Annotated in this window: 20 protein-coding genes; 7 read left to right on the top strand and 13 right to left on the bottom strand. The window is 73.3% G+C overall.

Features of this window, described 5'->3' with window-relative positions; genetic code table 11:
- Nucleotides 1–5: 5 nt before the first annotated feature.
- The 7 genes from AC3ERT_RS20095 to AC3ERT_RS20065 all read right to left on the bottom strand — a co-directional run bounded on the left by AC3ERT_RS20095 (nt 6) and on the right by AC3ERT_RS20065 (nt 9,452).
- Nucleotides 6–989, bottom strand: a complete 984-nt coding sequence (locus AC3ERT_RS20095) for an NADPH:quinone oxidoreductase family protein (protein WP_435175765.1) — start codon at nt 987–989, stop codon at nt 6–8.
- Nucleotides 986–1,636 carry a TetR/AcrR family transcriptional regulator gene (locus AC3ERT_RS20090; RefSeq protein ID WP_335982294.1) on the bottom strand — a complete coding sequence of 217 codons (651 nt, stop codon included), beginning with the start codon at nt 1,634–1,636 and terminating at the stop codon, nt 986–988. Before AC3ERT_RS20090 ends, AC3ERT_RS20095 begins: the two co-directional genes overlap by 4 nt.
- Nucleotides 1,637–1,700: 64 nt before the next feature.
- Complete coding sequence (locus AC3ERT_RS20085; protein WP_435175763.1) at nt 1,701–3,416, bottom strand: AMP-binding protein; 1,716 nt, start codon at nt 3,414–3,416, stop codon at nt 1,701–1,703.
- On the bottom strand, nt 3,413–4,279 hold the full coding sequence (locus AC3ERT_RS20080) for an SDR family oxidoreductase (RefSeq protein ID WP_435175839.1): 867 nt from the start codon (nt 4,277–4,279) through the stop codon (nt 3,413–3,415). The genes AC3ERT_RS20085 and AC3ERT_RS20080 overlap by 4 nt, the downstream gene beginning before the upstream one ends.
- 193 nt (nt 4,280–4,472) lie before the next feature.
- On the bottom strand, nt 4,473–7,247 hold the full coding sequence (locus AC3ERT_RS20075) for a penicillin acylase family protein (protein ID WP_435175761.1): 2,775 nt from the start codon (nt 7,245–7,247) through the stop codon (nt 4,473–4,475).
- 212 nt (nt 7,248–7,459) lie between these two features.
- On the bottom strand, nt 7,460–8,203 hold the full coding sequence (locus tag AC3ERT_RS20070; RefSeq protein WP_335982288.1) for a methyltransferase domain-containing protein: 744 nt from the start codon (nt 8,201–8,203) through the stop codon (nt 7,460–7,462).
- Between the two features lie 244 nt (nt 8,204–8,447).
- Nucleotides 8,448–9,452, bottom strand: a complete 1,005-nt coding sequence (locus tag AC3ERT_RS20065) for an NAD-dependent epimerase/dehydratase family protein (RefSeq protein ID WP_435131611.1) — start codon at nt 9,450–9,452, stop codon at nt 8,448–8,450.
- A gap of 151 nt (nt 9,453–9,603) precedes the next feature.
- Here AC3ERT_RS20065 and AC3ERT_RS20060 point away from each other — a divergent pair, with 151 nt between their 5' ends.
- Nucleotides 9,604–10,422, top strand: coding sequence for a helix-turn-helix domain-containing protein (locus tag AC3ERT_RS20060; protein ID WP_335982284.1), 819 nt, complete (start codon nt 9,604–9,606; stop codon nt 10,420–10,422).
- A 110-nt stretch (nt 10,423–10,532) separates the two neighbouring features.
- Complete coding sequence (locus tag AC3ERT_RS20055; RefSeq protein ID WP_435131608.1) at nt 10,533–10,994, top strand: MaoC family dehydratase; 462 nt, start codon at nt 10,533–10,535, stop codon at nt 10,992–10,994.
- Between the two features lie 64 nt (nt 10,995–11,058).
- On the opposite strand, the gene AC3ERT_RS20050 is transcribed toward AC3ERT_RS20055, so the two are convergent.
- Together AC3ERT_RS20050 and AC3ERT_RS20045 are read right to left on the bottom strand one after the other, a co-directional pair.
- On the bottom strand, nt 11,059–11,676 hold the full coding sequence (locus AC3ERT_RS20050; RefSeq protein WP_435175759.1) for a TetR/AcrR family transcriptional regulator: 618 nt from the start codon (nt 11,674–11,676) through the stop codon (nt 11,059–11,061).
- Between the two features lie 119 nt (nt 11,677–11,795).
- Nucleotides 11,796–12,944, bottom strand: a complete 1,149-nt coding sequence (locus tag AC3ERT_RS20045) for an acyl-CoA dehydrogenase family protein (RefSeq protein WP_335982338.1) — start codon at nt 12,942–12,944, stop codon at nt 11,796–11,798.
- A gap of 76 nt (nt 12,945–13,020) precedes the next feature.
- Between AC3ERT_RS20045 and AC3ERT_RS20040 the strand changes: the two genes are divergently transcribed.
- Both AC3ERT_RS20040 and AC3ERT_RS20035 read left to right on the top strand, forming a co-directional pair.
- Nucleotides 13,021–13,656 carry a TetR/AcrR family transcriptional regulator gene (locus tag AC3ERT_RS20040; RefSeq protein ID WP_335982278.1) on the top strand — a complete coding sequence of 212 codons (636 nt, stop codon included), beginning with the start codon at nt 13,021–13,023 and terminating at the stop codon, nt 13,654–13,656.
- 24 nt (nt 13,657–13,680) lie between these two features.
- Nucleotides 13,681–14,229 (top strand): DUF402 domain-containing protein, encoded by a 549-nt coding sequence (locus tag AC3ERT_RS20035; RefSeq protein ID WP_488180742.1) that lies wholly within the window; start codon nt 13,681–13,683, stop codon nt 14,227–14,229.
- Between the two features lie 24 nt (nt 14,230–14,253).
- Here the strand turns inward: AC3ERT_RS20035 and AC3ERT_RS20030 are convergent, their stop codons facing one another.
- The 3 genes from AC3ERT_RS20030 to AC3ERT_RS20020 form a co-directional block, all read right to left on the bottom strand.
- On the bottom strand, nt 14,254–15,336 hold the full coding sequence (locus AC3ERT_RS20030; RefSeq protein ID WP_435175757.1) for a zinc-binding dehydrogenase: 1,083 nt from the start codon (nt 15,334–15,336) through the stop codon (nt 14,254–14,256).
- A 158-nt stretch (nt 15,337–15,494) separates the two neighbouring features.
- Nucleotides 15,495–16,847, bottom strand: coding sequence for an aldehyde dehydrogenase family protein (locus tag AC3ERT_RS20025; protein ID WP_435175837.1), 1,353 nt, complete (start codon nt 16,845–16,847; stop codon nt 15,495–15,497).
- A gap of 306 nt (nt 16,848–17,153) precedes the next feature.
- A complete protein-coding gene (locus AC3ERT_RS20020) occupies nt 17,154–17,786 on the bottom strand; it encodes a TetR/AcrR family transcriptional regulator (RefSeq protein WP_435175755.1) in 633 nt (210 codons plus the stop codon).
- A 370-nt stretch (nt 17,787–18,156) separates the two neighbouring features.
- Here AC3ERT_RS20020 and hmgA point away from each other — a divergent pair, with 370 nt between their 5' ends.
- From hmgA to AC3ERT_RS20005, 3 genes are read left to right on the top strand one after another with little or no spacing between them, the layout of a single operon-like run.
- Nucleotides 18,157–19,479 carry a homogentisate 1,2-dioxygenase gene (gene hmgA / locus AC3ERT_RS20015; protein ID WP_435175753.1) on the top strand — a complete coding sequence of 441 codons (1,323 nt, stop codon included), beginning with the start codon at nt 18,157–18,159 and terminating at the stop codon, nt 19,477–19,479.
- Nucleotides 19,476–20,231 (top strand): GntR family transcriptional regulator, encoded by a 756-nt coding sequence (locus AC3ERT_RS20010; RefSeq protein WP_435175751.1) that lies wholly within the window; start codon nt 19,476–19,478, stop codon nt 20,229–20,231. The genes hmgA and AC3ERT_RS20010 overlap by 4 nt, the downstream gene beginning before the upstream one ends.
- Before the next feature lie 23 nt (nt 20,232–20,254).
- Nucleotides 20,255–21,502 (top strand): type ISP restriction/modification enzyme, encoded by a 1,248-nt coding sequence (locus tag AC3ERT_RS20005; RefSeq protein ID WP_435175749.1) that lies wholly within the window; start codon nt 20,255–20,257, stop codon nt 21,500–21,502.
- A gap of 93 nt (nt 21,503–21,595) precedes the next feature.
- Here the strand turns inward: AC3ERT_RS20005 and AC3ERT_RS20000 are convergent, their stop codons facing one another.
- Nucleotides 21,596–21,859: a hypothetical protein gene (locus tag AC3ERT_RS20000; RefSeq protein WP_335982264.1), complete on the bottom strand. Its 264-nt coding sequence runs from the start codon at nt 21,857–21,859 to the stop codon at nt 21,596–21,598.
- Nucleotides 21,860–22,058: the final 199 nt, after the last annotated feature.

Here is a 22,058-nt window from a genome sequence, read left to right as displayed (position 1 = left end):
GCAGGTCAGGGGAGGACGACGAGCCGTCCGACCGTCGTGCCGTCAGCGACGCGCTGAACCGCTTCCGCGGCGGCGGTGAAGGGAAGGCGTTCGCTGACGAGCGGCTTGACAGAGCCTTCCGCGGCAAGCCGGGTGAGGTCGTCGTGGGCGCGGCGCACCGCCGCGGGGTCGTGCGTGTTGTACAGCCCCCAGTGCAGCCCGAGGATCGTGTAGTTCTTCACGAGCGCGTGGTTGAGCCCGGGCGCGGGAATCGTCCCGCTGGTGAACCCGACCAGCAGGATGCGGCCCTCGAAGGCGATGCACTTGGTGGAGCGGGCGTACGCGTCGCCGCCCACCGGGTCGTAGACGACGTCGGCGCCGCGCCCGCCGGTGGCCTCCTTGACGACGGCGACGAAGTCCTCGGTGCGCCGGTCGACCACGATGTCGGCGCCCGCCTCGCGGGCGGCCTCGGCCTTCTCGGCCCCGCCGACGACCCCGATGACGGTGGCGCCCGCCGCCTTCCCGAGCTGGACGGCGGCGCTGCCGACCCCGCCCGCGGCCGCGTGCACGAGCAGCGTCTCGCCGGGTTGGAGCGCCGCCCTGCGGTGCAGCCCGAACCAGCCGGTCTGGTAGCCGACGTGGAGCGCGGCGGCCTCGGCGTCGTCGAGCGCGGCGGGCGCGGGCAGCACACCGGCCGCGGGCACCACCACGTACTCGGCGAACGCCCCCGCCGGCAGGGCCGCCGGGCTGATGACGCGGTCGCCGGCGGCGAGTCCGGTGACGCCGGCGCCGGACTCCACGACGTCCCCGCACAGCTCGACCCCGGGGGTGAAGGGCAGCGGCGGGCGGACCTGGTACTGGCCGCGGCACAGCAGCGCGTCGGGGAAGTTGACGCCGGCGGCCCGCACCCGCACCAGCACCTCGCCCGCGCCGGGCGCCGGGGTGGCTATGTCGTCGAGCCGCATCGCCTCGCGCGGTTCGCCATTGTGGTGGACACGCCATGCCTTCACGTGGGATCTCCCGGGTTCGTAGGCGGCCGCAGCGAGTGCAGCAGCAGGTCGGAGAACTCGGCGGCGACCTGCTCGGCGGTGAGCGGGCCGTCCGCGTGGTACCAGGTGCCGAGGTGGTGCACGGAGCCGAAGAAGTAGTCCACGACCAGGTCCGGCCGCGGCTCGGGCCGCAGCAGGCCGTCGCGCTGGCCCTCCTCGATCAGCGCGCGGAACGTCTCGTGGTAGCGGCGGCGCTCGGCGCGCACCGCCTTCTGCTTCTCCGGCCCGAGCTGGTGGATCGAGCGGAAGAAGATCTTGGTGTCGTCGAGGTTCTGGATACTGGTCACCACGACGTCCGCGGCGGCCTCGGCGATCCGCTCGGTGACCGGGACGGGCCGGGCGGCGATCGCGTCGAGCCGCTCGGTCTGGAGCCGCAGCACGCGCCCGTAGATCTCGTGGAGCAGGTCGTCCTTGGAGCCGAAGTAGTGGTAGAGGGCGCCCTTGGTGACGCCGGCCGCCTCGACGATCTCCTGCACGGAGGTGCGGTCGTAGCCGCGCTCGGCGAAGAGCCGGGTGGCCTCGGCGAGCAGCCGTTCGGGCACGCCTCCGGTGGCGCCGGGGGCCGTGCCGCCACCACCGCTGCTGCCGCTCGTCGCTCTGCGTGCCATGACTGCCCTCTCCTCGTGCCGTCCGCGGCCGGCCGGCGTTCCGACCTTCCGACCGGTACGGACCCTATCCGGCCGCCGTCCGCAGCTCCCGGCGCAGGATCTTCCCGCTGGCGGTCTTGGGCAGCTCGACCAGCACCTCGACCTGCCGCGGGTACTTGAACGCCGCCAGCCGCTGCCGGCAGTACGCGACCAGGTCCGCCGGCTCGACCGCGGCGCCGGGCCGCAGGCTGACGTACGCCTTGACGCTCTCGCCGCGGTAGGGGTCCGGCACGCCCACCACGGCGGCCTCGCGCACGGCCGGGTGGGTGTAGAGGACGTCCTCGACCTCGCGCGGCCAGACCTTGAAGCCGGACGCGTTGATCATGTCCTTCTTGCGGTCGACGACGTACAGCCAGCCGTCCTCGTCCATGAAGCCGATGTCGCCGGTGCGCAGCTCGCCGCCGGGCAGGCCCGCCGCGGTCGCCTCGGGCTTGTTCCAGTACCCCGGTACGACCATCGGCCCGCTGACCGCGATCTCGCCGTGCTGCCCGAACGGCACCTCGGCGCCGTCGTCGTCGAGGATGCGGACCATGGTGCCGGGGCCGGGCACGCCGACCGCGAGGGTCCCGGAGTCCGCGTCGACGGGCGCCTCCAGGCCCGGGGGCACGCTCGCGCACGGCGCGGTGCACTCCGTCAGGCCGTAGCCGTTGGCGAGGTAGTGGCCGCCGGAGCGGGCCCGGAAGTCCTCGACCACGGCGGGCGGCAGCGGCGCGCCGCCGGAGGAGATCAGCCGGAAGGAGGCGAAGTCGCCGGGCGCGGCGTCGGGGCGGGCCAGCAGCGCCATGAAGGCGGTGGAGGGGCCGACGGTGTAGGCGGGGCGGTGCTCGCGGAACGCGTCGAGCACCACACCGGGCTCGAAGCGGTAGGCGAGCGCCACGGTGTGGCCGCCGGCGAGGGCGGCAGCGAACTGGCAGACCATGCCGGTGATGTGGAACAGCGGCGCCAGGACGAACAGCACGGCGTCGTCCGGGAGTTGCTGGATGCGGACCTGGCGGTGGGCGTTGAAGGAGATGTTGCCGTGGGTGTTGAGGGCGCCCTTGGGGCGGCCGCTGGTGCCGGAGGTGTAGCTGACCAGCGCGGTGTCGCCGGCGGCGGGCAGGTCGGCGGCGGTGCGCACCGGGCGCGGCCCAAGGTGGGCGCGGGCGGCGGCGAGGACATCCTGCGGCGTGAGGCCGCCGTCGGGCGCTTCCCCGGCGGGCGAGTCCTCGGTGGCCGGTTCGTGTGCGGACGGCCGCCGTTCGCCGAGCACCCGGGGGTCGTCGCGGGTCTGGAGGTCGTGTTCGTCGGCGGTCAGCGCGATCCGGACGGGCGAGCCGGCGACGGTCTGCCGGACGTACTCCTCCCAGGCGGTGCGCGAGCACAGGATCGCGGCGGCGCCCGCGTCGTGGAGGATGTGGGACAGCTCCTGCTGCTTGTACATCGGGTTGACCGGGATCACCGCCCCGCCCGCCTTCCATGCGGCGAGCACTCCGATGGCGAACTGCGGCACGTTCTGGAGCATGACCGCGAGCCGGTCGCCGGGGGCGAAGCCGCGGGCGGCGAGGTGGCGGGCCAGGCCGTCGGAGAGCGCGTCGAGTTCGCCGTAGCCGAGGGTGCCGTCGAAGTAGCGCAGCGCCGGGTGGTCGGGGGCGCGTTCGGCGACGGCGAGGAAGGTGTGCAGCACGGACGGCGGGTGCTCGGTCTCGGCGCGCTGCTCCGGGGTGAAGTGCCGCAGCCACGGCTGGTCCGCGGAGGTCGTCATGCCCGGCCGCCCTTCCCGTCCCGGGACCCGTCCGCGGGTCCGCCCGCGGGCCCGCCCGCCGGGCTGCTCGCCGGACCGTTCGCGAAGCCGCCGTCCTGGGCGGCGAGTTGCTGCTCGTACTGGCGCTGGAGCTTGTTCATGCCGCGCAGCCACCGCTCGGGTTCGGCAGCTCGGGCGGCGGAGTAGCCCGCCACCTCGGGGTGCGGCAGGATCAGGAAGCGGTCGGCCGCTATCCCGGCCAGCACCGCGTCGGCGACGTCCTCGGGTTCGATCGCGGTCGGTGCGAGCACCAGGTCGCCGGCGGGGCCGGTGGTGGCGAGCATCGCGGTGCGCACCCCCTGCGGGCACACCGCGTGCACGCGGATGCCGCGGTGCCGGTAGGTGAGCGACAGCCACTCGGCGAAGGCGAGCGCGCCGTGCTTGGTCACGGAGTACGGCGCCGCGCCGATCATCGTCAGCAGCCCGGCGGCGGAGACGGTGGACACGAAGCGGCCGGAACCGCGCTCCAGCCACTCCGGGAGCAGGGCGCGGGCGGCGCGGACGTGGCTCATCACGTTGACGTCCCAGGCCAGTTCCCAGGCGGCGTCGTCCGCCTCGGGGCCGCCGCCGGTGCCGACGCCGGCGTTGGCGCAGAACACGTCGATGCCGCCGCCGAGCGCGGTCCGCGCGGCCGGCACCACGTCGGAGGCGTCGCCGGGGACCACGGCCGCGCCGATCTCGTCGGCGGTCTTCCGGGCGGCGTCGGCGTCGATGTCGTTGACCGCGACCCGGGCACCCTCGGCCGCGAACCGCCGGGCCAGCGCGGCCCCGATCCCGCCCCCGGCCCCGGTGACGACCACCCGGGCGTCGCGCAGCGCTTCCACGACCACGACGTGTCTCCTTCGACTCGACGGCATGACCTTCGCATACTAAGCGGTCGGTCACCATCGCGGAAGGGCCTGCCCCGGCCGCCCGGCGGCCCGCCGCCGCGCGGGGGACGCGGCAGGGGCCGGGCCCCACTCGGGACCCGGCCCCCAGGGCCGTACGGTGCCGCGGCGCGCGGTGGCGCCTTCCCGCTCAGCGGTGCGCGGGGAACTCCACCACCTGCTGGTAGGTGGGGCGGTTCTGCCAGCTGATCCGGTCGTCGGTGATGCCGCCGAGCGGCCGCTGCACGATCGAGTCGGCGCACCACTGGTCGCCGGCCGAGCAGCCGCCGTCGTCACCGGGGTAGACGGTGGTCGCCGGGGTGGCCGCCGCCTGCTTCAGCGTGGACAGCAGCACGTCCCGGCAGGCCGAGAGCTGCCCGCCGCCGCAGTAGGTCTGCGCCAGCGGCCCCTTCACGTTCTGCCCGAGCACCTGCCGCAGGTCCTTGTCGACATAGGACCACCAGCCGTACTGGAAGGAGCTGCCCGCGTGCGAGCCGGTCGGGCCGTGCCCGGCCGAGGGCGACTCGTCGATGCTCAGGTCCGTGGCCAGCGCGGTGTACAGGTCGGTGCCGAGCCCGGGGGCGAACTCGCCCTTGACCAGCAGCGGCCACCACGCGTCCATGGTCCGCACCGCGTCCGCGTCGGCATAGGTGTGCGAGCCGGCGGAGGTCTCGGTGCGCTTGGCGCCGTGCCCGAGCCAGGTGGTCAACTGCTGGACGGCGGTGGCCTCCTGGCTGTCGGTGACCGGCTGGCTGTTGATCACCTGGAGCAGGTCGGGCAGCACGTCCTCACCGCGCAGGTCGGTCAGCGAGGCGTCCGACATCGCCTTGACCAGCGACGACCGGGTCACGCCGCCCGCCTGGACCAGCGCCTTGACCCGGTCCTCCAGCAGGTCGGCCCGGTGCACCGAGCCGTTGCCGAAGGTCGCCGAGGTGTAGCCGGGCGCCTGTTTGTTGTTCCAACTGATGTAGTAGTCCTGGTCGATGGACTGCGGGTGCTGCGAAGCGGGCGTGTAGGTGGCCGTGTTGTGGGTCGGGTCCCAGCCCTGCCAGTCGTAGGCGCCGGTCCCCCACACCGGGAAGGACGCATCCACCCCGCTCGCGCGCACCGGGTTGGTGCCGCTGTTGTAGTACGCGGTCTGCCGGGAGTCGGCGTAGAACCAGTTGAAGGTGTAGTTGATGTCCTGCGCCGCCTTCTGGAACGACGCCGCGTCATGCACGAACCCCGGGTCGTTCAGCTCCTGGAACCCGATGATCGAGTCCGCCTCGTGCATGTACGAACTGCGCAACTGCGTGTAGGCCACGGGTTTCCCGCCGATCGTGGCCCGGTAGATCACCGGCCCGTACGCGGTGCGGTACACCTGCATCCGGTAGGACCCGGCGGGCGTGGAGTCCGCGAGCGTCGGCGACCAGGAGTTGGTCCGCTCCAGCTTCTCCATCGCCACGCAGCTGCCGTGCAGGATGTAGTGGGTGTCGTCCTGGCACAGCTGCACCGCGTAGGTGTCGGTCACGTCCTGCGAGGCGGAGGTGGCGCTCCAGGCGTAGTCCTGGCCGCGGCCGAGCTCGACGTACATGCCGAGCCCCGCGAACGACGCGCCGCGCGCGCTGATCCCCGGGCCCTGGAGCTCCTGGAGCATCAGCAGCTGCGGGGCGAAGTAGCCGGTCTGCGGGCCGAACACGGCGACCGGGTGGCCGCTGGCGGTGTGCGCGCCGCTGACCACCAGCGCGTTGGACATGCCCTTGCGCGGGGTGGAGAAGAGGTTCGCGGGCAGCACGCCCGGGCTCTTCGTGGTGGTCTGCGTCGCGCCGCCGGTCTCGTCGTAGACCAGTGGTTCCGGCACCACCGAGCCCGGATCGGGCAGCGCCTCGCCCTGCGCGTTCGCCGGCTTGCCCGCGTACGGGAACGAAGTGCCGTCGTGCACGGTCGAGGTGGCCTCGGGGTCGTCCCGCTCCCGGAACGACTCCCACACGTTCGTGCCCTGCTGCACGCCGTACTTCTGCTGCGCGGCCAGCAGCGACAGCGCCGACTGGACCTCTCCGCCGCCGCCGGTGCCGAACAGCGCGCCGACCACGGAGGCGAGCGCGATCAGGTCGGTGAGCTTGAACGGCTCGATGTCCCCTTCGTTGGTGATCGCGTTCACGTGCCCGGTCAGGTCGTACTCCCCGGGGAAGTACCGGCCGCTCTTCGCCGCGGTGATGTAGGCGTTGATGCCGTCGATGTAGTCCTGCGCGTCGGCCAGCGCCTGCTTGCCGCGGTCGCCGCTGTGGGTGCTCAGCCAGTCGACCTGGGCCTGGAGGTCGTCCTCGGTGTAGGGGGCCTGCTGCCAGAACTCCTGCTCCAGGCCGCGGTTGGCGGCGGCGCCGCCGGCGAAGGACGACAGCTCCCCCCGGCCGACGTGCCGGAAGAGGTCCATCAGCCACAACCGGTCCTGCGCGGCGGCGTATCCCGCGCCGAACTCGGTGCCGTCCCGGGTGGTGCCCTTGATGTGCGGCACCCCGGTGGCCTTGTCCCTGGTGATGGTGACATCGGAGCGCGGGCTGATCACCGAGGCGACCTGGGCCGAAGGCACCCCGAAGGACGAGGAGTTGAAAAAGCTGCTCAACGTCGAGTCCGTCAGGTTCTGGTACCCGGTCGCGAGCGAGGAGTAGGGCCCGAGCTGGTCCGTGGTGTGGGCGGGGCGGGTGCCGAACGCCTTGTTGGCGAGGATGTCGGCGAGGGTGGCGTTGCCGTTCTCGCCGGGCGGCAGGATGTCCGAGCACTGCCCGCCGCAGTAGTCGGTGGTGGAGTCCGCGGCGTGGGCGGCCATCGCGCCCGGCGCCATGAGGGTGGCGCCGAGGGCGAGCAGCGCGGCGGCTGCCGCGGTTCTCAGGGTACCGATCCGTCTGCCGACGCGCGTGCCGATCCGTCGTGGGGTCCGTAGCGGCATAACTGCTCCTTCCGGATACCGGTGCGCGGAGGTTACCGCCGGTACGGGGTCGCCGGAAGATGAACATACGTCAGCTTTTGGATTCGGCCGGAGCCGATTGTGGCGTGAACACGGTGATATGGGGGCGGATCACCCGCGCGCGGCGGCCGTGGGGCCGTACGCGAGGTGGGGCCCGTACGCGAGGTCGGGCCGCGGTCGGGGCGTCGTCGCTTTCAGGCCGCCCGCAGCACGAACACGCCCCACCCGAGGTACCGGCGCTGGTACTCCAGGTGCGTACGGCGGCTGTGCGCCAGGAACTCCCGCATGTCCGCCGCGTCCCGGTGGTCCGGCGGCACCGCGCGCAGCCAGTCCGAGATCGCGAACCACTGCTCCGCGACGTAGCGGTCCCAGCTGTCGCCGTCCGCCAGCACCATCTCCACCAGTTCCGTCCCGGCGGCCTCGAACCGCTCCGAGGTGCCCACCAGCGAGGTGAACTCCTCCGGGCCGAACCCCATCGCCTCCAGTGCCTCCTCCGGCGCGGGCTCCGTCAGGTACGGCTCGCCGATGAGCATCAGCCCGCCCGGGCGCAGCGCCGGCCGGAGCAGCTCGATGGTGCCGCCGAGCCCGCCGCCGATCCACGTCGCCCCGATGCAGGACACGACGTCGTACGCCGCCGGCTCCGCCTCGTACGCCCCCGCGTCGCCGCGGACGAAGTCCAGCCGCTCGGCCACCCCCAGCTCCGCCGCGCGCAGCCGGGCCGCGGTCAGGAACACCTCGCTCAGGTCGACCCCGACGCCCCCGGTGCCGTACCGCTCCGCCCAGCGGGCGAGCATCTCCCCCTTCCCGCACGCCAGGTCGAGCTGCCGCTGCCCCTCCCGGAGGCGGCAGATCTCGCCGAGGAGCATCAGCTTCTCCTCGGTGATCGGGTTCAGGATGCGGTGCCCGGACTCGGCGATCTCGTGGTGGCGCAGGCTCATGCGGTTCTCGGGCTCCTCGGGTACGGCGGCCCCGGCGGGGGCGGAACTCGCGCATCGTGCCCGATCCGGGAGGCGGACGCCACTCGATATCGCCTGGTGGCGGGTCGACTTGTCGCTTTGCCGCGGGTGAGGGGGCCGGGGGCCGGGGCACGGTGGGAGCGGGCGGCGGGGCCGGGCGGCCGGGGGCGGGGGGCCGTTTGGCGGGGCGGCCGGGGGCCGGGCGGCCTGGCGCCGGGGCCCGGGGCTAGCGCCGGTCGAGCCGCAGCAGGCTCTCCGCCGTCGCGAGCACCGCCTCCGCACCCGTCCGGGGCGCCCACCCCAGCAGCCGCCGGGCCTTCGCGCTGCTGGTGTGCCGTACCGCCACCGGTCCGGCGCCGGCCGCCTCCGCCGTCGGCACCTTCGCCGCCGCCGCGCCCAACCGCTCCTTCAGCAGCACCGCGACCTCGTGCAGGGACATCACGCCGTCGGCCGCCGCCACGAACCGCTCCCCCGCCGCGGCCGGGTCGGTCATCGCGCGCAGGTGCAGGTCGGCGACGTCGCGCACGTCCACCGCCGCGAAGTGCAGCCGCGGCACCTCGGCCATCGCGCCGTCGAGCAGGTGGCGGACCAGGGCGACGGAGGCGGAGTAGTCGGGGCCGAGCACCGGGCCGAAGACACCCACCGGGTTGACCACCGCGAGTTCGGTCCCCGCGCCCTCCGCCGCCGCGAACCGCCAGGCGGCGCGCTCGGCCAGCGTCTTGGACCTGACGTAGGCGCTGACGCCCGGGCCCGCGAGGTCGGTCCAGCTCTCCTCGGTGAAGGGCGCCTCGGTCTGCGGGTGGCCGTAGCCGACCGCGCCGAACGACGAGGTGAGCACCACCCGCCGCACCCCCGCCGCGCGCGCCGCCCGCAACACGCGCAGGGCGCCGTCGCGGGCCGGCACGATCAGGTCGTCCTCGTGCGCGGGCTCGCCCGGCGGGAAGGGCGAGGCGACGTGCAGGACGTACGCGCACCCGTCGACGGCCTCGGCCCAGCCCTCGTCCCCGGCCAGGTCGGCGACGGCGAAGGTGACATCGGCGGCGGCGCCTGCGGGGCCGCCCGGGCCGCCCGGTCGCGCGAGGCCCTCCGTCACCATGGCGCGCACCTGCGCCTCCCGCGCCGCGGAACGCACCGTGGCCCGTACCCGGTATCCCGCCTCCAGCAGTCGTACGACGCAGTGCGCGCCCACGAATCCCGAACCGCCCGTGACCAGTACCCGTTCGCCGCTCATACCGCTTGCTCCCGCTCTCTCCACCGTGCCGCCGGTCCGCCCGGTCGGCTCTCTCGATGGTGCGGCCGACCGTCACGCAGAGTAAGACCCTGTGGACACTGGTAGCGGGAGGGACAGGATGAGCGGCGCGCCCGGCCGTACGCTGGGTGGCATGGCCACGGTGAGCGAGCTGGGCGGCTATCTGCGGCTGCGGCGGGAGCGGCTGCGGCCGCAGGACGTGGGGCTGCCCGCGGGAAGCAGGCGCCGGGTGCCGGGGCTGCGGCGGGAGGAGGTCGCGCTGCTGGCCGGGATCAGCGTCGAGTACTACCTGCGGCTGGAGCAGGGCCGCGACCAGCACCCTTCGGACCAGGTGCTCGACAGCTTGGCCCGCGCGCTGCGGCTGGACGCCGACGCGGAGACGTATCTGCGCGCGCTCGCCCGGCCGCGGCGCCCGGCGGCCCGGCACGGCGGCGGCGCGCTGCGGCCGGAGCGGGCCGGCGCGGGCGTACGGTCGCTGATCGACAGCTGGACCGCCACGCCCGCGACAGTGGTCGGCCGCTCGCTGACCACGCTGGCCGCGAACCCGCTCGCCGTCGCGCTCAACCCGTACTTCGCCCCCGGCACCAGCACGTTGCGCGCCGCCTTCCTCGAACCGGCGATGCGCGCGTACTACCGCGACTGGGACGCCATGACCGCGAAGACCGTGGCCCATCTGCGCTCGATGGCCGCGGGGGTGGACGATCCGCGGCTGCTGGCGCTGATCGGCGAGCTGACTCTGCGCAGCGAGCGGTTCCGCACGCTGTGGGCGCGGCAGGACGTGCGGATCAGGACCAGCGGGGTCACGCTGCTGCGGCACCCGCGGGTCGGCGACCTCGACCTGCACTACGAGAAGCTGGCGCTGCCGCAGGCACCCGGGCAGATGCTGATCACGTACCACGCGCGGCCTGGCACTGCGTCGTCCGCACGGCTCGAGCTGCTGGCCCGCGGCTGAACCGACCGCGGTGCGGCGGGCCGTACGGCGTCGGCACGTTGACACGACGGGTGGACCGAACCATGCTGAGCAAGCGCTTGGAAACCCGTCGTCCAGGAGGTCCCACCGCCATGTCGCAGCCCCGCGTCTTCGCCTCGCTCGACGAGCTGCGCGCCGCCGTCGGCGTGCAACTCGGCTGGACGGACTGGATCGAGGTCGACCAGACGCGGATCGATCGCTTCGCCGAGGCGACCGGGGACCACCAGTGGATTCACGTCGACCCCGAACGGGCGGCGCAGGGACCTTTCGGCACCACCATCGCGCACGGCTTCCTCACGCTCTCGCTGATCCCGTCGCTGACCCCGCTGCTGTTCAGCGTCGAGGGGGTGCGGATGGGCGTCAACTACGGCCTGAACAAGGTCCGCTTCCCCGCCCCCGTGCCGGTCGGCTCCCGGCTGCGGGCCACCGCGAAGATCGCGGAGGTGTCGGAGGCGGGCGGGGGCGTGCAACTCGTCTCTCAGGTGACCATCGAACGCGAGGGCGGCGAGAAGCCGGTGTGCGTGGCCGAGACCGTGGTGCGCTTCTACCTCTGAGCAGCTCTTCGCACGTCTTGGTACCTCCGAGCGCCGGCTCCGAGCAGGCCCGAGCGCTACCCGGTCAGTCGATCCGGCGGACCATCCGCAGCACCAGCCCGGCGTAGAGCGCGCCCACCTCCTCGGGGGTGCGGCTGCCGTCGGGGCTGAACCACCGGGCCACGTCGATGCAGAGCGACAGCACCGCGAGGGTGGTCCCGGAGACGTCGGGCACGTCGAACTCCCCGGTCGCCACCCCGTCCTTGATGATCGTCCGGATCGCGTCCTCGCTCTGCCGGCGCAGTACGACGATCTCCCGGTAGTGCTCGGGGGCGAGGGCACCGAGTTCGTACTGCACGATGCGGCCGGTGGTGTGGTGCTCGGCGTGCCAGCGCACGAACACGCGGACCGCCCCCGCGAGCCGTTCGGCCGGGGTGCCCTCGGCGTCGCGCGCCTCCGCCAGCATCGCCAGCGACCGGTGGTGGCCGACCTTGCTGATCTGGTAGAGCAGCTCTTCCTTGGTCTTGTAGTGGATGTAGAGCGCGGCGGGGCTCATCCCGGCCCGCCCGGCGATGTCCCGGGTGGTGGTGGCGTGATAGCCGCGCTCCGCGAACGCCTCGACCGCGGCGATCACCAGCCGCCTCGCGGCGTCGGGGGTGATGTCACCCCACGCCTCGCCGGTCGCCTCCTCCGCAGCCGTCATCCCACGCTCCTCACACCTGTCCACCCACTTGGCCGACAGGGCCATACCCTACCGTCCCGGGTGAGCAAGCGCTTAGCCAACGGCGCGGAGCCAGGCGCGCGGGGCGTGCGGACGGCTCCCTAGAACGCGGACACACCGGTCAGCGCCCGCCCGATGAGCAGCTTGTGTATCTGGCTGGTGCCCTCGTACAGCGTCATCACCCGCGCGTCCCGCAGCAGCTTGCCCGCCGGATACTCGTCGATATAGCCATAGCCCCCGAACACCTGCACCGCGTTGTTGGCGCAGCGCACCGCGGCCTCGCTGGCGTAGAGCTTGGCGACCGACGACTCCGTGGCGAAGGGCTGCCCGCGGTCGATGAGGTCGGCGACGCGCCAGGTCAGCAGCCGTGCGGCGGCCACGTCGACGGCGATGTCGGCGATCATCTCCTGCACCAGCTGGTGCCGGGCGATCGGCACCCCGAACTGCTCGCGCTGCCCGGCGTATCCGGTGGCCGCCTCCAGGCACGCCTGCGCGATGCCGACGCATCCCGCGGCCACCGACATCCGCCCCTTGGCCAGCGCGGACATCGCCACCGAGAAGCCCTTGCCCTCGGGCCCGAGCATCGCGTCCGCCGGGACCCGCACCGCGTCCAGCACCAGTTCGGCCGTGGCCTGCCCGCGCAGCCCCAGCTTGCCGTGCACCTCGCGGCGGGTGAGGCCGGGCGCGTCGGCCGGCACGAGGAAAGCGCTCACCCCCCGGTGCCCCTCCCCTCCGGTGCGCGCGAAGAGCAGGACGACATCCGCCCAGGTGCCGTTGGTGATGAACATCTTGCTGCCGGTGATCTCGTACGCGTCGCCGTCCCGCACTGCCCGCGTGGTGAGGTTGGCGGCGTCCGAACCGGTCCCGGGCTCGGTGAGGCCGAAGCAGCCGACCGCGTCACCGGCTGTCAGCCGCGGCAGCCACTCCCGCTTCTGGGCCGGGCTGCCCCAGTGCGCTATCGACTTGGCGACAAGGCCGAGCGAGACCGACACGATCCCGCGCACCGCGGAGTCCCCGCGCCCCAACTCCTCGGTGACCAGGCAGTACGCCAGGTGGTCGCCGCCCGAACCGCCGTACTCCTCGTCGATCGTCAGCCCCAGGAAGCCGAGCGCGCCGAGCTTCTTCACGATCCCGCGGTCCACGCTCTCCGCCCGGTCCCACCCGGCGGCGTACGGCGCGATCTCCCGGTCCGCGAAATCCCTCGCCAGCGCCTTCACGGCAGCCTGCTCCTCGGACAGCTCAAGGTCCACCGCGGTCACCCGGCCCTTCCGCACCCATTAAACTAACGGCGCTAGTTTTCTGTCGGCAGCCTCTACTATGTGCCGCATGGCCCGCCCCCGCAAGCCCCTGCTCAGCCGCGACCGCATCGTGACGACGGCGCTCGCCCTCATCGACGAGGAGGGCCTCGACGCGCTGTCCACCCGCCGCCTCGCCGCCGAGCTCGGGGTCAGCGGGCCCTCCCTCTACAACCACTTCGCCACCAAGGACGCGATCCTCGACGCCGCCGCCGACACGGTCATCGCCCAGGTCGACCTGTCGATGTTCGCCCCCTCGCCCGACGGCCGGCCCGACTGGCGCGCCGCCCTCCTGGCCTGGGGCCGCTCCTACCGCGCCGCGCTGACCGAGCACCCGCACATCGTGCCCTTCCTCGCCGTCGGCCCCGGGCTGCGGCCGGCCGGCCTGCGGATGGCCGACGCCGTCTTCGGCGCCATGGTCGAGGCCGGCTGGCCCGCCGCCCAGGCGACGCACATCGGCGCCCTGATGCGCTACTTCGTCACCGGCTCGGCGCTCGGCTCCTTCGCCGCCGGCTTCGTCGGCGACCCCCAGGCGTACGACCCGGCCGACTACCCGCACCTCGGCCAGGCCCACCTGCTGGCCGAACGCCGCGAGCAGATCGACCAGGGAGCGTTCGAAACCGGCCTGCGTGCGCTCATCGACGGACTGGCACTTCAATTCCGCTGAGCGCACCGCCCCTCCGGTGACAGCATGACGCACATGCCCGCTTTCGACGGAACCGCCGATGATCTCGTCCAGGTCAACTGGACCAAGTACGACGGCTCGTTGCACTGGAACCTGAAGATGCGCCGGCTCGGTGAGGACGAGCACGGAACGTGGCTCGGCCTCCCCGCCGGCAGCACCACGCGCAAGGGCTACGACCTGACCATGAACCTTCCCGAAGCCCACATCCTCCTCCTCCCCCTCGACTCCTGGTGGACCGCCACCTTCAACGCCGCCCCGCACCGCACCGAGATCTACTGCGACATCACCACCCCGCCGCAGTGGCCGTCCGCGACCGAGGTGACCATGGTCGACCTCGACCTCGACGTCCTGCGCCGCCGCGGCACCCGGCTCCCGGTCCTCGTCGACGAGGACGAGTTCGCCGAACACCAGGTGCGGTACGGCTATCCCGCCGACGTCATCCGCTCCGCCGTCCAGTCCGCGTCCTGGCTGATGCACGCGGTCACCGAGCGCTCCGGTCCCTTCGACGGCGCCCACGAACCCTGGCTGGCCCAGGTCGCCCAGCCCTCACCCTGATATTCGCCCACCCGCGGCGGCCGGTCAGAACACCACCAGGGCCCGGCCGCCGCGGCCGGCGGTCATCGCCTCGAAGGCATCCGGTATGCCGTCGAGGCCGATACGGTCGGTGACCAGTGCGGACAGGTCGAGCCGCCCTTCGCGTGCGTGCCCGGCGAGGACGGGGAGATCCTTCGCCGGGTCGCAGTTGCCGTACACGCACCCCGACAACGTGCGGCCGAAGTAGAAGAGTTCCAGCGCGCTGAAAGTGACCTGCTGGTCCTGCCCGCCGATACCGACGACCGCGGTCCGCCCGCCCCGCCGGGTGGACGACCACGCGGTGCGGATAGTCTCCGCGCGGCCCACACACTCCACCGCGGCGTCCGCGCCGTGACCGCCGGTCAGCTTCCGGACCCGCTTGGCGGTGTCCTCGCCCGCCACCACGAAGTCCGTGGCGCCCGCCGCCCTGGCCAACTCCTCCTTGCCAGGCGCCACGTCGACCGCGATGATCCGCTCCGCCCCGGCGATCCGGGCCGACTGGAGCACCGCCAGGCCGACCCCGCCCACTCCGTACACCGCGACCGACTCCCCGGGCCGCACCCCGGCCACATGGTGCACCGCGCCGTAGCCGGTCAGCACCGCGCAGCCGAGCAGCGCCGCGTCAGCCAGCGGCACCCCCGCGGGCAGCGGCAGCACCGCGTTCGCCGCCACCACGGTCTCCTCCGCGAACACCGCGGTGCCCAGCCCGGGGTACAGTTCGCTGCCGTCCGCGGCCAGTCGCGCGTAGGGCGCTGCTGCCGCCGCGCCCGCGTCGGCGCACAGCCACGGCTCCGCCAGCCCGCAGAAGTGGCAGCTGCCGCAGGCCGGTGCCCAGTTGAGCACCACCTCGGCGCCGACCTCGACATGGGTGACACCCTCGCCCACCTCCACCACGGTGCCCGCGCCCTCGTGGCCGAGCACCGCCGGCACCGGCTGCCGCAGCGTGCCGTTGGACAGCGACAGGTCCGAGTGGCACACCCCCGCCGCCGCCAGCCGCACCCGCACCTGGCCGGGCCCGGGCGACGGCAACTCGATGTCGGTGACCAGCAGTGGAGCGTTCACTTCGGGCAGTACGGCAGCACGGACCACGGTCTCTCCTGGACTTCTCGCGACGGACGTCGGCATCGGACGGTCGAACGGTGGGAGCGGGCGGTACGGCTTTCCGGGTACGGCTTTCCGGGTACGGCTTTCCCGGTGCGGCCTGCTCAGTGCGGCTTGCTCAGTGCGGCCTGCTCAGTGCGGCCTGCTCAGAACTGCAGGGACTTCGTCTGGAGGTACTCCGCCAGGCCGTGCGGACCCAGCTCCCGCCCGACACCCGACTGCTTGTACCCGCCGAAGGGCGCCCGAGGGTTGAACCGGCCGCCGTTGATATCGACCTGGCCGGTCTCCATCCGCCGGGCGAAGGCGACCGCCTCCGCCTCGTCGGCGCCCCATACGGCCCCGGCCAGCCCGTACACGGTGCCGTTGGCGATCCGCAGCGCGTCCTCCTCGTCCTCGTACCGTATGAGCACCACCACCGGGCCGAAGATCTCCTCCTGGGCGATCGTCATTTCCGGGGCGACGTCGGTGAAGACGGTGGGGCGCACGTAGTAGCCGGTGGTGAGGCCCTCGGGTGCGTCGGGGCCGCCGATCGCGACCTTGGCACCCTCCTCCATACCCTTGGTGATGTAGCCGCGGACCCGCTGCCGCTGCTTCGCGCTGACCACCGGGCCCAGCCGTTCGCCGGGGACGTACTTCGCGGCGGCGGTCGTGGCCAGTTCGACCGCCTCCTCGTAGCGGGCGGAGTCCACCAGCATCCGGGTCCAGGCGCTACAGGTCTGGCCGGAGTTGGCGAAGACGTTCGCCACCCCGACGTTGACCGCGCGGGCCAGGTCCGCGCCCGGCAGGATCACGTTGGCCGACTTGCCGCCGAGTTCGAGCGCGACCCGCTTGACCGCGCCGCCCGCCGCCGCGCCTATCTGCCGCCCCACCGCGGTCGACCCGGTGAAGGACACCAGGTCGACCCCGGGGTGCTCCGCGAGCGCCTGGCCCGCGACCGGTCCGAGCCCGGTGACCAGGTTGAACACCCCGGCGGGCAGGCCCGCGGTGTGCAGGATCTCCGCCATCAACTGGGCCACGAGCGGGGTGTCCTCGGCCGGCTTGAGGACCACGGTGCACCCCGCGGCGAGGGCGGGCGCCACCTTCGCCACCACCTGGTGCAGCGGGTAGTTCCAGGGCGTGATGGCACCGACCACGCCGACGGGTTCGTGCAGCACCCGGGAGTTGCCGATGCGCTCCTCGAAGCGGTGCTCGGCGGCGAGTTCGGCGAACGACCTCATCACCGCGGTGGGCATGTCGGTGTGCACCGCCATCGCGAACTTCGGCGGCGCGCCCAGTTCGGCGGCGACCGTGGCGGCGATCTCGTCGCGCCGCTCGGCCATCAGATCCGCCGCGGCGGCCAGCACCACCGCCCGCTGCTCGGGCTCGGTCGCCGCCCATCCGGGCAGCGCCCGGCGGGCCGCCCGCACCGCCGTGTCCACGTCGCGGGCATCGCCGGCCGGGACGCGGGCGATCACCTGCTCGGTCGCGGGGTCGACCACGTCGATCCACGCGTCGGCCAGCGCCGGCTGCCAGCGCCCGTCGACATAGAGTTCGTCGCGCCCCTGGTGGACGCCCTCGCCACCGCCTGCCGTGCCTGTCCTGCTGTCCACGCTGCTGCCCTCCGCATCCTGTTTACCCGCGACGCCAAACTAGCGCCGATAGTTTTGTGTGGCCAGTGCCCGCCCGATGCCCTCGGGCCCATCTATGCGATCGCCGGCCACTCGCGTCATACCGCCGGTCCTCGTCGATCCCGCCCGACCGGCGCCGAGTGGCTCCACCATCGATCTACCCCGACTACACAGAGTTACCCATCGAATGCGGGTTCGCTATTCGAGCACGGTCCCGAGATAGGCCCTGACCAGCACTTTCACCTCGTCGATCACGCGTGAATCACCCATTCGGCCGACACGGAACGCGAGCTGGAGCGCCGCGTCGGCGGCCTCGACCGCGACGGTCAGCGCCAGCCGCAGCCGCGGGTCCGCGGGGTCGGCGGTGAGCCGGTCGCCCAGCAGTTCCGGCAGCCGGTCGGCGAGGTCCTGGTTGCTCTCGTCGGGGGCACCGAACTCCACCAGCGCGAAGCCGGGCGCGGTCCGCTTCATCGCGGTGTACTCGTCGACCAGCACGTCGACAGCGGCCCGCCAGTCCGTTCCGGTGCCCGGCTCGGCCAGCCGCGCCGCCGTGCGGTCGAGGAACTCGTCGAGATTGCGGTGGGCCAGCGCGTCGGTCATGGCTCGTTTGTCGGAGAAGAAGCGGTAGACGGAACCGATGGGCACTCCGGCGCGCGCCGCCACCGCCCGAGTGCTGAGCCGCTCGTACCCGCCTTCGTCGAGTTCGCGGGCGCAGGCGTCGAGGATGCGGGCGAGGCGCTCGGCGCTGCGGCGCTGGACCGGGACACGGCGCAGCGCGCCCCCCGCGGACTCCGGCCCCGGCATGGCGGGTTCAGCCCGCGGCCGCGGCATCGAGCGGACCGGACGGCCCGGACGGCCGCCTCACGCGTGCGATCCGCGGCCCGCGGGTCGCCGTCGGTTCCGTCCTGCCTGCGTCGCCGCGCGCCCGCCCGACGACGCGCCGCCCACTTCCGTACCCGCCCGGTCCCGCCACGGCGCGCCTCCCGCCCCTGCCCGCCGATCGAACCGGCGGCCTGCTGCCGCTCCACCCTAGCCAAGGCCGTTGCGCACCCCCAGGCCCGCGCCCTCGGCACCGCACCCCGCCCCTCCCCGCCCCGCCCCGGCCGGCACACCCGCCCCATCCGTGCGCGGCCGCGAGGCTTGCCGCCGCGATTCCTATGGCCCAGCATAGGAATGACGACGGCAGGACGGGGAGCGAAGCATGGAGCTGCAAGGCGCCGGGCCCGGCGACGAGGGCAAGGACCTGGACTACCAGCCGGGATTCGGCAACGAGCACAGCACGGAGGCCGTACCGGGCGCCCTCCCCGTGGGGCGCAACGCCCCGCAGCGCGCGCCCCTCGGGCTGTACGCCGAGCAGCTCAGCGGCACCGCCTTCACCGAGCCCCGGGCGCACAACCACCGCAGCTGGCTCTACCGCATCCGCCCGTCCGCCGCCCACCCCCCGTTCCACCGCGTGCCGAACGGGGCGCTGCGCAGCGCCCCCTTCCACGACGTGGAGCCGGACCCCAACCGCCTGCGCTGGGGCCCCCTTCCGTTCCCCGACGAACCCACGGACTTCGTCCAGGGCCTGGTCACCGTGGGGGGCAACGGTGATGTGCTGCGCCGCGAGGGCATCGGCATCCACTGGTACGCGGCGAACACCACGATGGACCGCCGCGTGTTCTCCTGCGCCGACGGCGAGTTCCTGATCGTCCCCGAGCAGGGCGCCCTGCTGCTGCGCACCGAACTGGGCGTGCTGCGCGCCGAGCCCGGCCATGTCGCCCTGATCCCGCGCGGGGTCCGCTTCCGGGTGGAGCTGCTGGAGTCGACCGCCCGGGGCTATGTGTGCGAGAACTACGGCCGCCCGTTCCAGCTCCCCGACCTCGGCCCGATCGGCGCCAACGGCCTGGCGAACGCACGGGACTTCCTCGCCCCGGTCGCCGCCTACGAGGACCGCGAGGAGGACACCGAGGTCGTCAGCAAGTTCGGCGGCAACCTGTGGGCCGCCGTCTACGACCACTCCCCGCTCGACGTGGTGGCCTGGCACGGCAACCATGTGCCCTACCTCTACGACCTGCACCGCTTCAACGTCCTGGGCTCGATCAGCTACGACCACCCGGACCCGTCCATCTTCACCGTCCTCACCTCCCCGTCGGACACCCCCGGGCTCGCGGGCGCGGACTTCGTGGTGTTCGCCCCGCGCTGGCTGGTCGGCGAGGACACCTTCCGCCCGCCGTACTTCCACCGGAACGTGATGTCGGAGTTCATGGGGCTGGTCGAGGGCGCCTACGACGCGAAGGCCGAGGGGTTCGTCCCCGGCGGTGCCTCGCTGCACAACATGATGTCCGCGCACGGACCGGACCGCACGACGTACGACCGGGCCAGCACCGCGGAACTGCGCCCGCAGAAGGTCGACGACGGGCTGGCGTTCATGTTCGAGACGCGCTGGCCGGTGGTGCCGACCGGGTTCGCGATGGGCGCGGAGCACCGCCAGGCCGGGTACGACTCGGTCTGGGAGGGGCTTGAGCGAAACTTCCGGCTGTGACGACCGCGAACGCCTTCGCCCCCGACTCCCTGGTGCTCAACGGCAAACTGCCCCTGTGGTACCAGGTCTCGCAGTCCCTGCGCGCCTCGATACTGGGCCGCCCCGCGGACGCCCCGCTGCGGCTGCCCACCGAGGAGGAACTCGCCGCGCACTACGGGGTGAGCGTGCTCACCCTGCGCCAGGCGCTCAAGGAGTTGGAGGCCGAGGGGCTGATATCCCGTCACCGCAGGCGCGGCACCTTCATCGAGCCGGCCGCGCGGCGCGCAGTGCCGGTGAAGCTGCTCGGCTCGGTGGACGCCATCGTCGCCCAGCAGTCCGGCGGCCGCACCACGATCCTCTCCCACGGCCCGGCTCCCCTGCCGCCGGACGCGGCCGAGCACTTCCCCGGCCGCACCGAGGCCGTCTCCTTCCGGCGGCTGCGCCACGACGAGTCCGGCGAACCCTCCAACTGGGCGCAGAACTACGTCCGCCCCGAACTCGCCGCCGGCATCGACCTCGCCGACCTGGAACGCTGGCCGATGACGAAGGTCCTGCGCGACGTGCTGGGCGTGCGGATCAGCCGCATCACCGACACCGTGACGGCCCGCCTCGCCGACCCCGACACCGCCCGCCTGCTCGGCGTACCGCTGCTCAGCCCGATACTGCACTACACCGGCGTGACCTACGACGACACCGGCCAGGTGGCGGACGTGGCACACATCCACTACCGCGGCGACAGGTTCTCCTTCAGCGTGACGATGGAGGCACCCTGAGGGGCGTCAGTAGCATGCATGTGGTGAGCGATGACGCGCCTTTGCTGCACGACCTGATGCCCTGGTCGGTCCGCCCGCTGCGCATCGGCCGCGGCTGGCCGATGGCATCCGACCCCGCCTGCCTGCGGGCCCGCTGGACGCTCCTCACCACCGCCCCGGACGACAGCGCCAAAGCCGCCCTGCTGCACCCCACCCGTGCCCGGGGCCTGCACACCCCGGTCGCCCAGCTCCCCGGCCACCAGACCCCCACCACCGCGATCTCCCGCGAGGCGGGCCGCTGCCCGGAGCCGGTCCGTATCCAGCACGGACCGTACGACCAGCAGTGGCTGATACCCGATCACCGGCTGATCGACGTGGCCCGGCCCGAGCTGTGGCGGATCGCCGACGACCGGCAGGTCTTCGCGGTCGAGCACACCCCGCTGCCGGACACCGAGGAAGCCGCGGTGACCTTCAGCGCCCTGCTTCCGGACGGGCGTTCCCCGGCCGGCAAGCCCGCGCTGATCCGGCCGCTGTACCGGCAGCCCGGCGGCCGCGACCCCAACCTCGCGCCGGGCCTGACCGCTTGGCTCGCCGGCCGCCTGGGCACCGGAGTCACCGCCGAGGACACCCTCGCCTGGATCGCGGCCGCGGCCCGGCCCGGCCACCGGGGCTGCGCGGTGCCGCTCCCCCGCGGCCTGGACCAGTGGCGGGAGGGAACCGCCCTGGGCCGCAGGTCCCTGTGGCTGCACACCCGCGGTGCCCGCTGCGCCGACCCCGGGCAGGGCCGCGACGCCTCCCGGCTGCGACCGCCCGGCGGCAGCCGCCCCTACGTCCGGGCACCGCTGCCGGATCGGCCCCGGCCGGACGACCTGCGGTACGACCCGCAGGAGCGCGCCCTGTGGATCGGGACCGGCCAGGTCGCGCCGGTGGCGCCCGCGGCCTGGGAGGCCACCGCGGGCGGCGTACGGGTCCTGGAGGCGTGGTACGGGAGGCGGACCGCATCCGGGGAGCAGGGCTCGCTCGAAGCGCTGCGGCCGGCCTCCTGGAGCCGGGCCACGACCTCGGAACTACTGGAACTGATCGGCGTACTGACGCTGCTCGCCGAACTCCGGGAGGAACTGGCGGACTTCGCGGCGCGGTCGGCCGCTACGGGCGTCGACAGGGCGGATACCACCGGCGCGGTGGCACTGCGAACCGCCGGAGTCCTTCCGGTGCCCCCGGCCAGGCGCAGGCCGGCCTCGGTACTGGAGCACCAGGAAGAAGGTCCCGACGGGCAGTTCGCCCTGCTGTGACGGCGGTGCGGTGGGTCGGCTGCGGCCGCTGGGGAGGACGGCCGCACACACCCCACCGCATGGACAGCAGGACGGACGCGAACTGCTCGTGGCTCAGCGGTGGTTGCCGAAGAGCGTCCTCCGCAGTCGACGCAGCGGCGCGAACAGCGACACCCGGGCGCTCCTGCTGGTCCTGACCCGCGTGGTGTCACGCGCCGTCAGCTCCCGCAGCAGCACGGTGGCCTCCTCGGCCTCGCGCTGCGGAACGGCCGGGCCGGCCAGTATCGCAAGGTGCCGGTCCAGACGCGCACTGGACGCCGTAGTACCGCAGTTGATGGCAGGCACTCTGGACCTGCTGTGCATCGCTATCTGTTCCATGACTCTCCCCACCCTGTCGAGGGCACCCAGCACGGGCAGGGTAACCCTATCGCCCCGTCACGTCACGTGCGCATCCCCCGCCGCCCCGGTCGCCCGATTCGCCCTCCGCCCAAGGGGGTTGACGCGGTACAGGGCGCAAAGGAGGACGGCATCGCACGTCATCGCTCCGGCCTCACCGGAATCATTTCCGGACACACGT

The organism is Actinacidiphila sp. bgisy145 (genome assembly GCF_057708125.1).
The sequence above is the reverse complement of the archived record's forward strand: the minus strand, read 5'-3'. Positions and strand labels throughout refer to the sequence as shown.

What these genes read in the sequence shown, in the direction of transcription:
- AC3ERT_RS20055 (WP_435131608.1), top strand. Translation starts at nt 10,533, where the DNA reads ATGTCGCAGCCCCGCGTCTTCGCCTCGCTCGACGAGCTGCGCGCCGCC.
- AC3ERT_RS20075 (WP_435175761.1), bottom strand. Translation starts at nt 7,247, where the DNA reads ATGCCGCTACGGACCCCACGACGGATCGGCACGCGCGTCGGCAGACGG.
- AC3ERT_RS20000 (WP_335982264.1), bottom strand. Translation starts at nt 21,859, where the DNA reads ATGGAACAGATAGCGATGCACAGCAGGTCCAGAGTGCCTGCCATCAAC.
- AC3ERT_RS20065 (WP_435131611.1), bottom strand. Translation starts at nt 9,452, where the DNA reads ATGAGCGGCGAACGGGTACTGGTCACGGGCGGTTCGGGATTCGTGGGC.
- hmgA (WP_435175753.1), top strand. Translation starts at nt 18,157, where the DNA reads ATGGAGCTGCAAGGCGCCGGGCCCGGCGACGAGGGCAAGGACCTGGAC.
- AC3ERT_RS20020 (WP_435175755.1), bottom strand. Translation starts at nt 17,786, where the DNA reads ATGCCGCGGCCGCGGGCTGAACCCGCCATGCCGGGGCCGGAGTCCGCG.
- AC3ERT_RS20035 (WP_488180742.1), top strand. Translation starts at nt 13,681, where the DNA reads ATGACGCACATGCCCGCTTTCGACGGAACCGCCGATGATCTCGTCCAG.
- AC3ERT_RS20040 (WP_335982278.1), top strand. Translation starts at nt 13,021, where the DNA reads ATGGCCCGCCCCCGCAAGCCCCTGCTCAGCCGCGACCGCATCGTGACG.
- AC3ERT_RS20090 (WP_335982294.1), bottom strand. Translation starts at nt 1,636, where the DNA reads ATGGCACGCAGAGCGACGAGCGGCAGCAGCGGTGGTGGCGGCACGGCC.
- AC3ERT_RS20060 (WP_335982284.1), top strand. Translation starts at nt 9,604, where the DNA reads ATGGCCACGGTGAGCGAGCTGGGCGGCTATCTGCGGCTGCGGCGGGAG.
- AC3ERT_RS20085 (WP_435175763.1), bottom strand. Translation starts at nt 3,416, where the DNA reads ATGACGACCTCCGCGGACCAGCCGTGGCTGCGGCACTTCACCCCGGAG.
- AC3ERT_RS20050 (WP_435175759.1), bottom strand. Translation starts at nt 11,676, where the DNA reads ATGACGGCTGCGGAGGAGGCGACCGGCGAGGCGTGGGGTGACATCACC.
- AC3ERT_RS20070 (WP_335982288.1), bottom strand. Translation starts at nt 8,203, where the DNA reads ATGAGCCTGCGCCACCACGAGATCGCCGAGTCCGGGCACCGCATCCTG.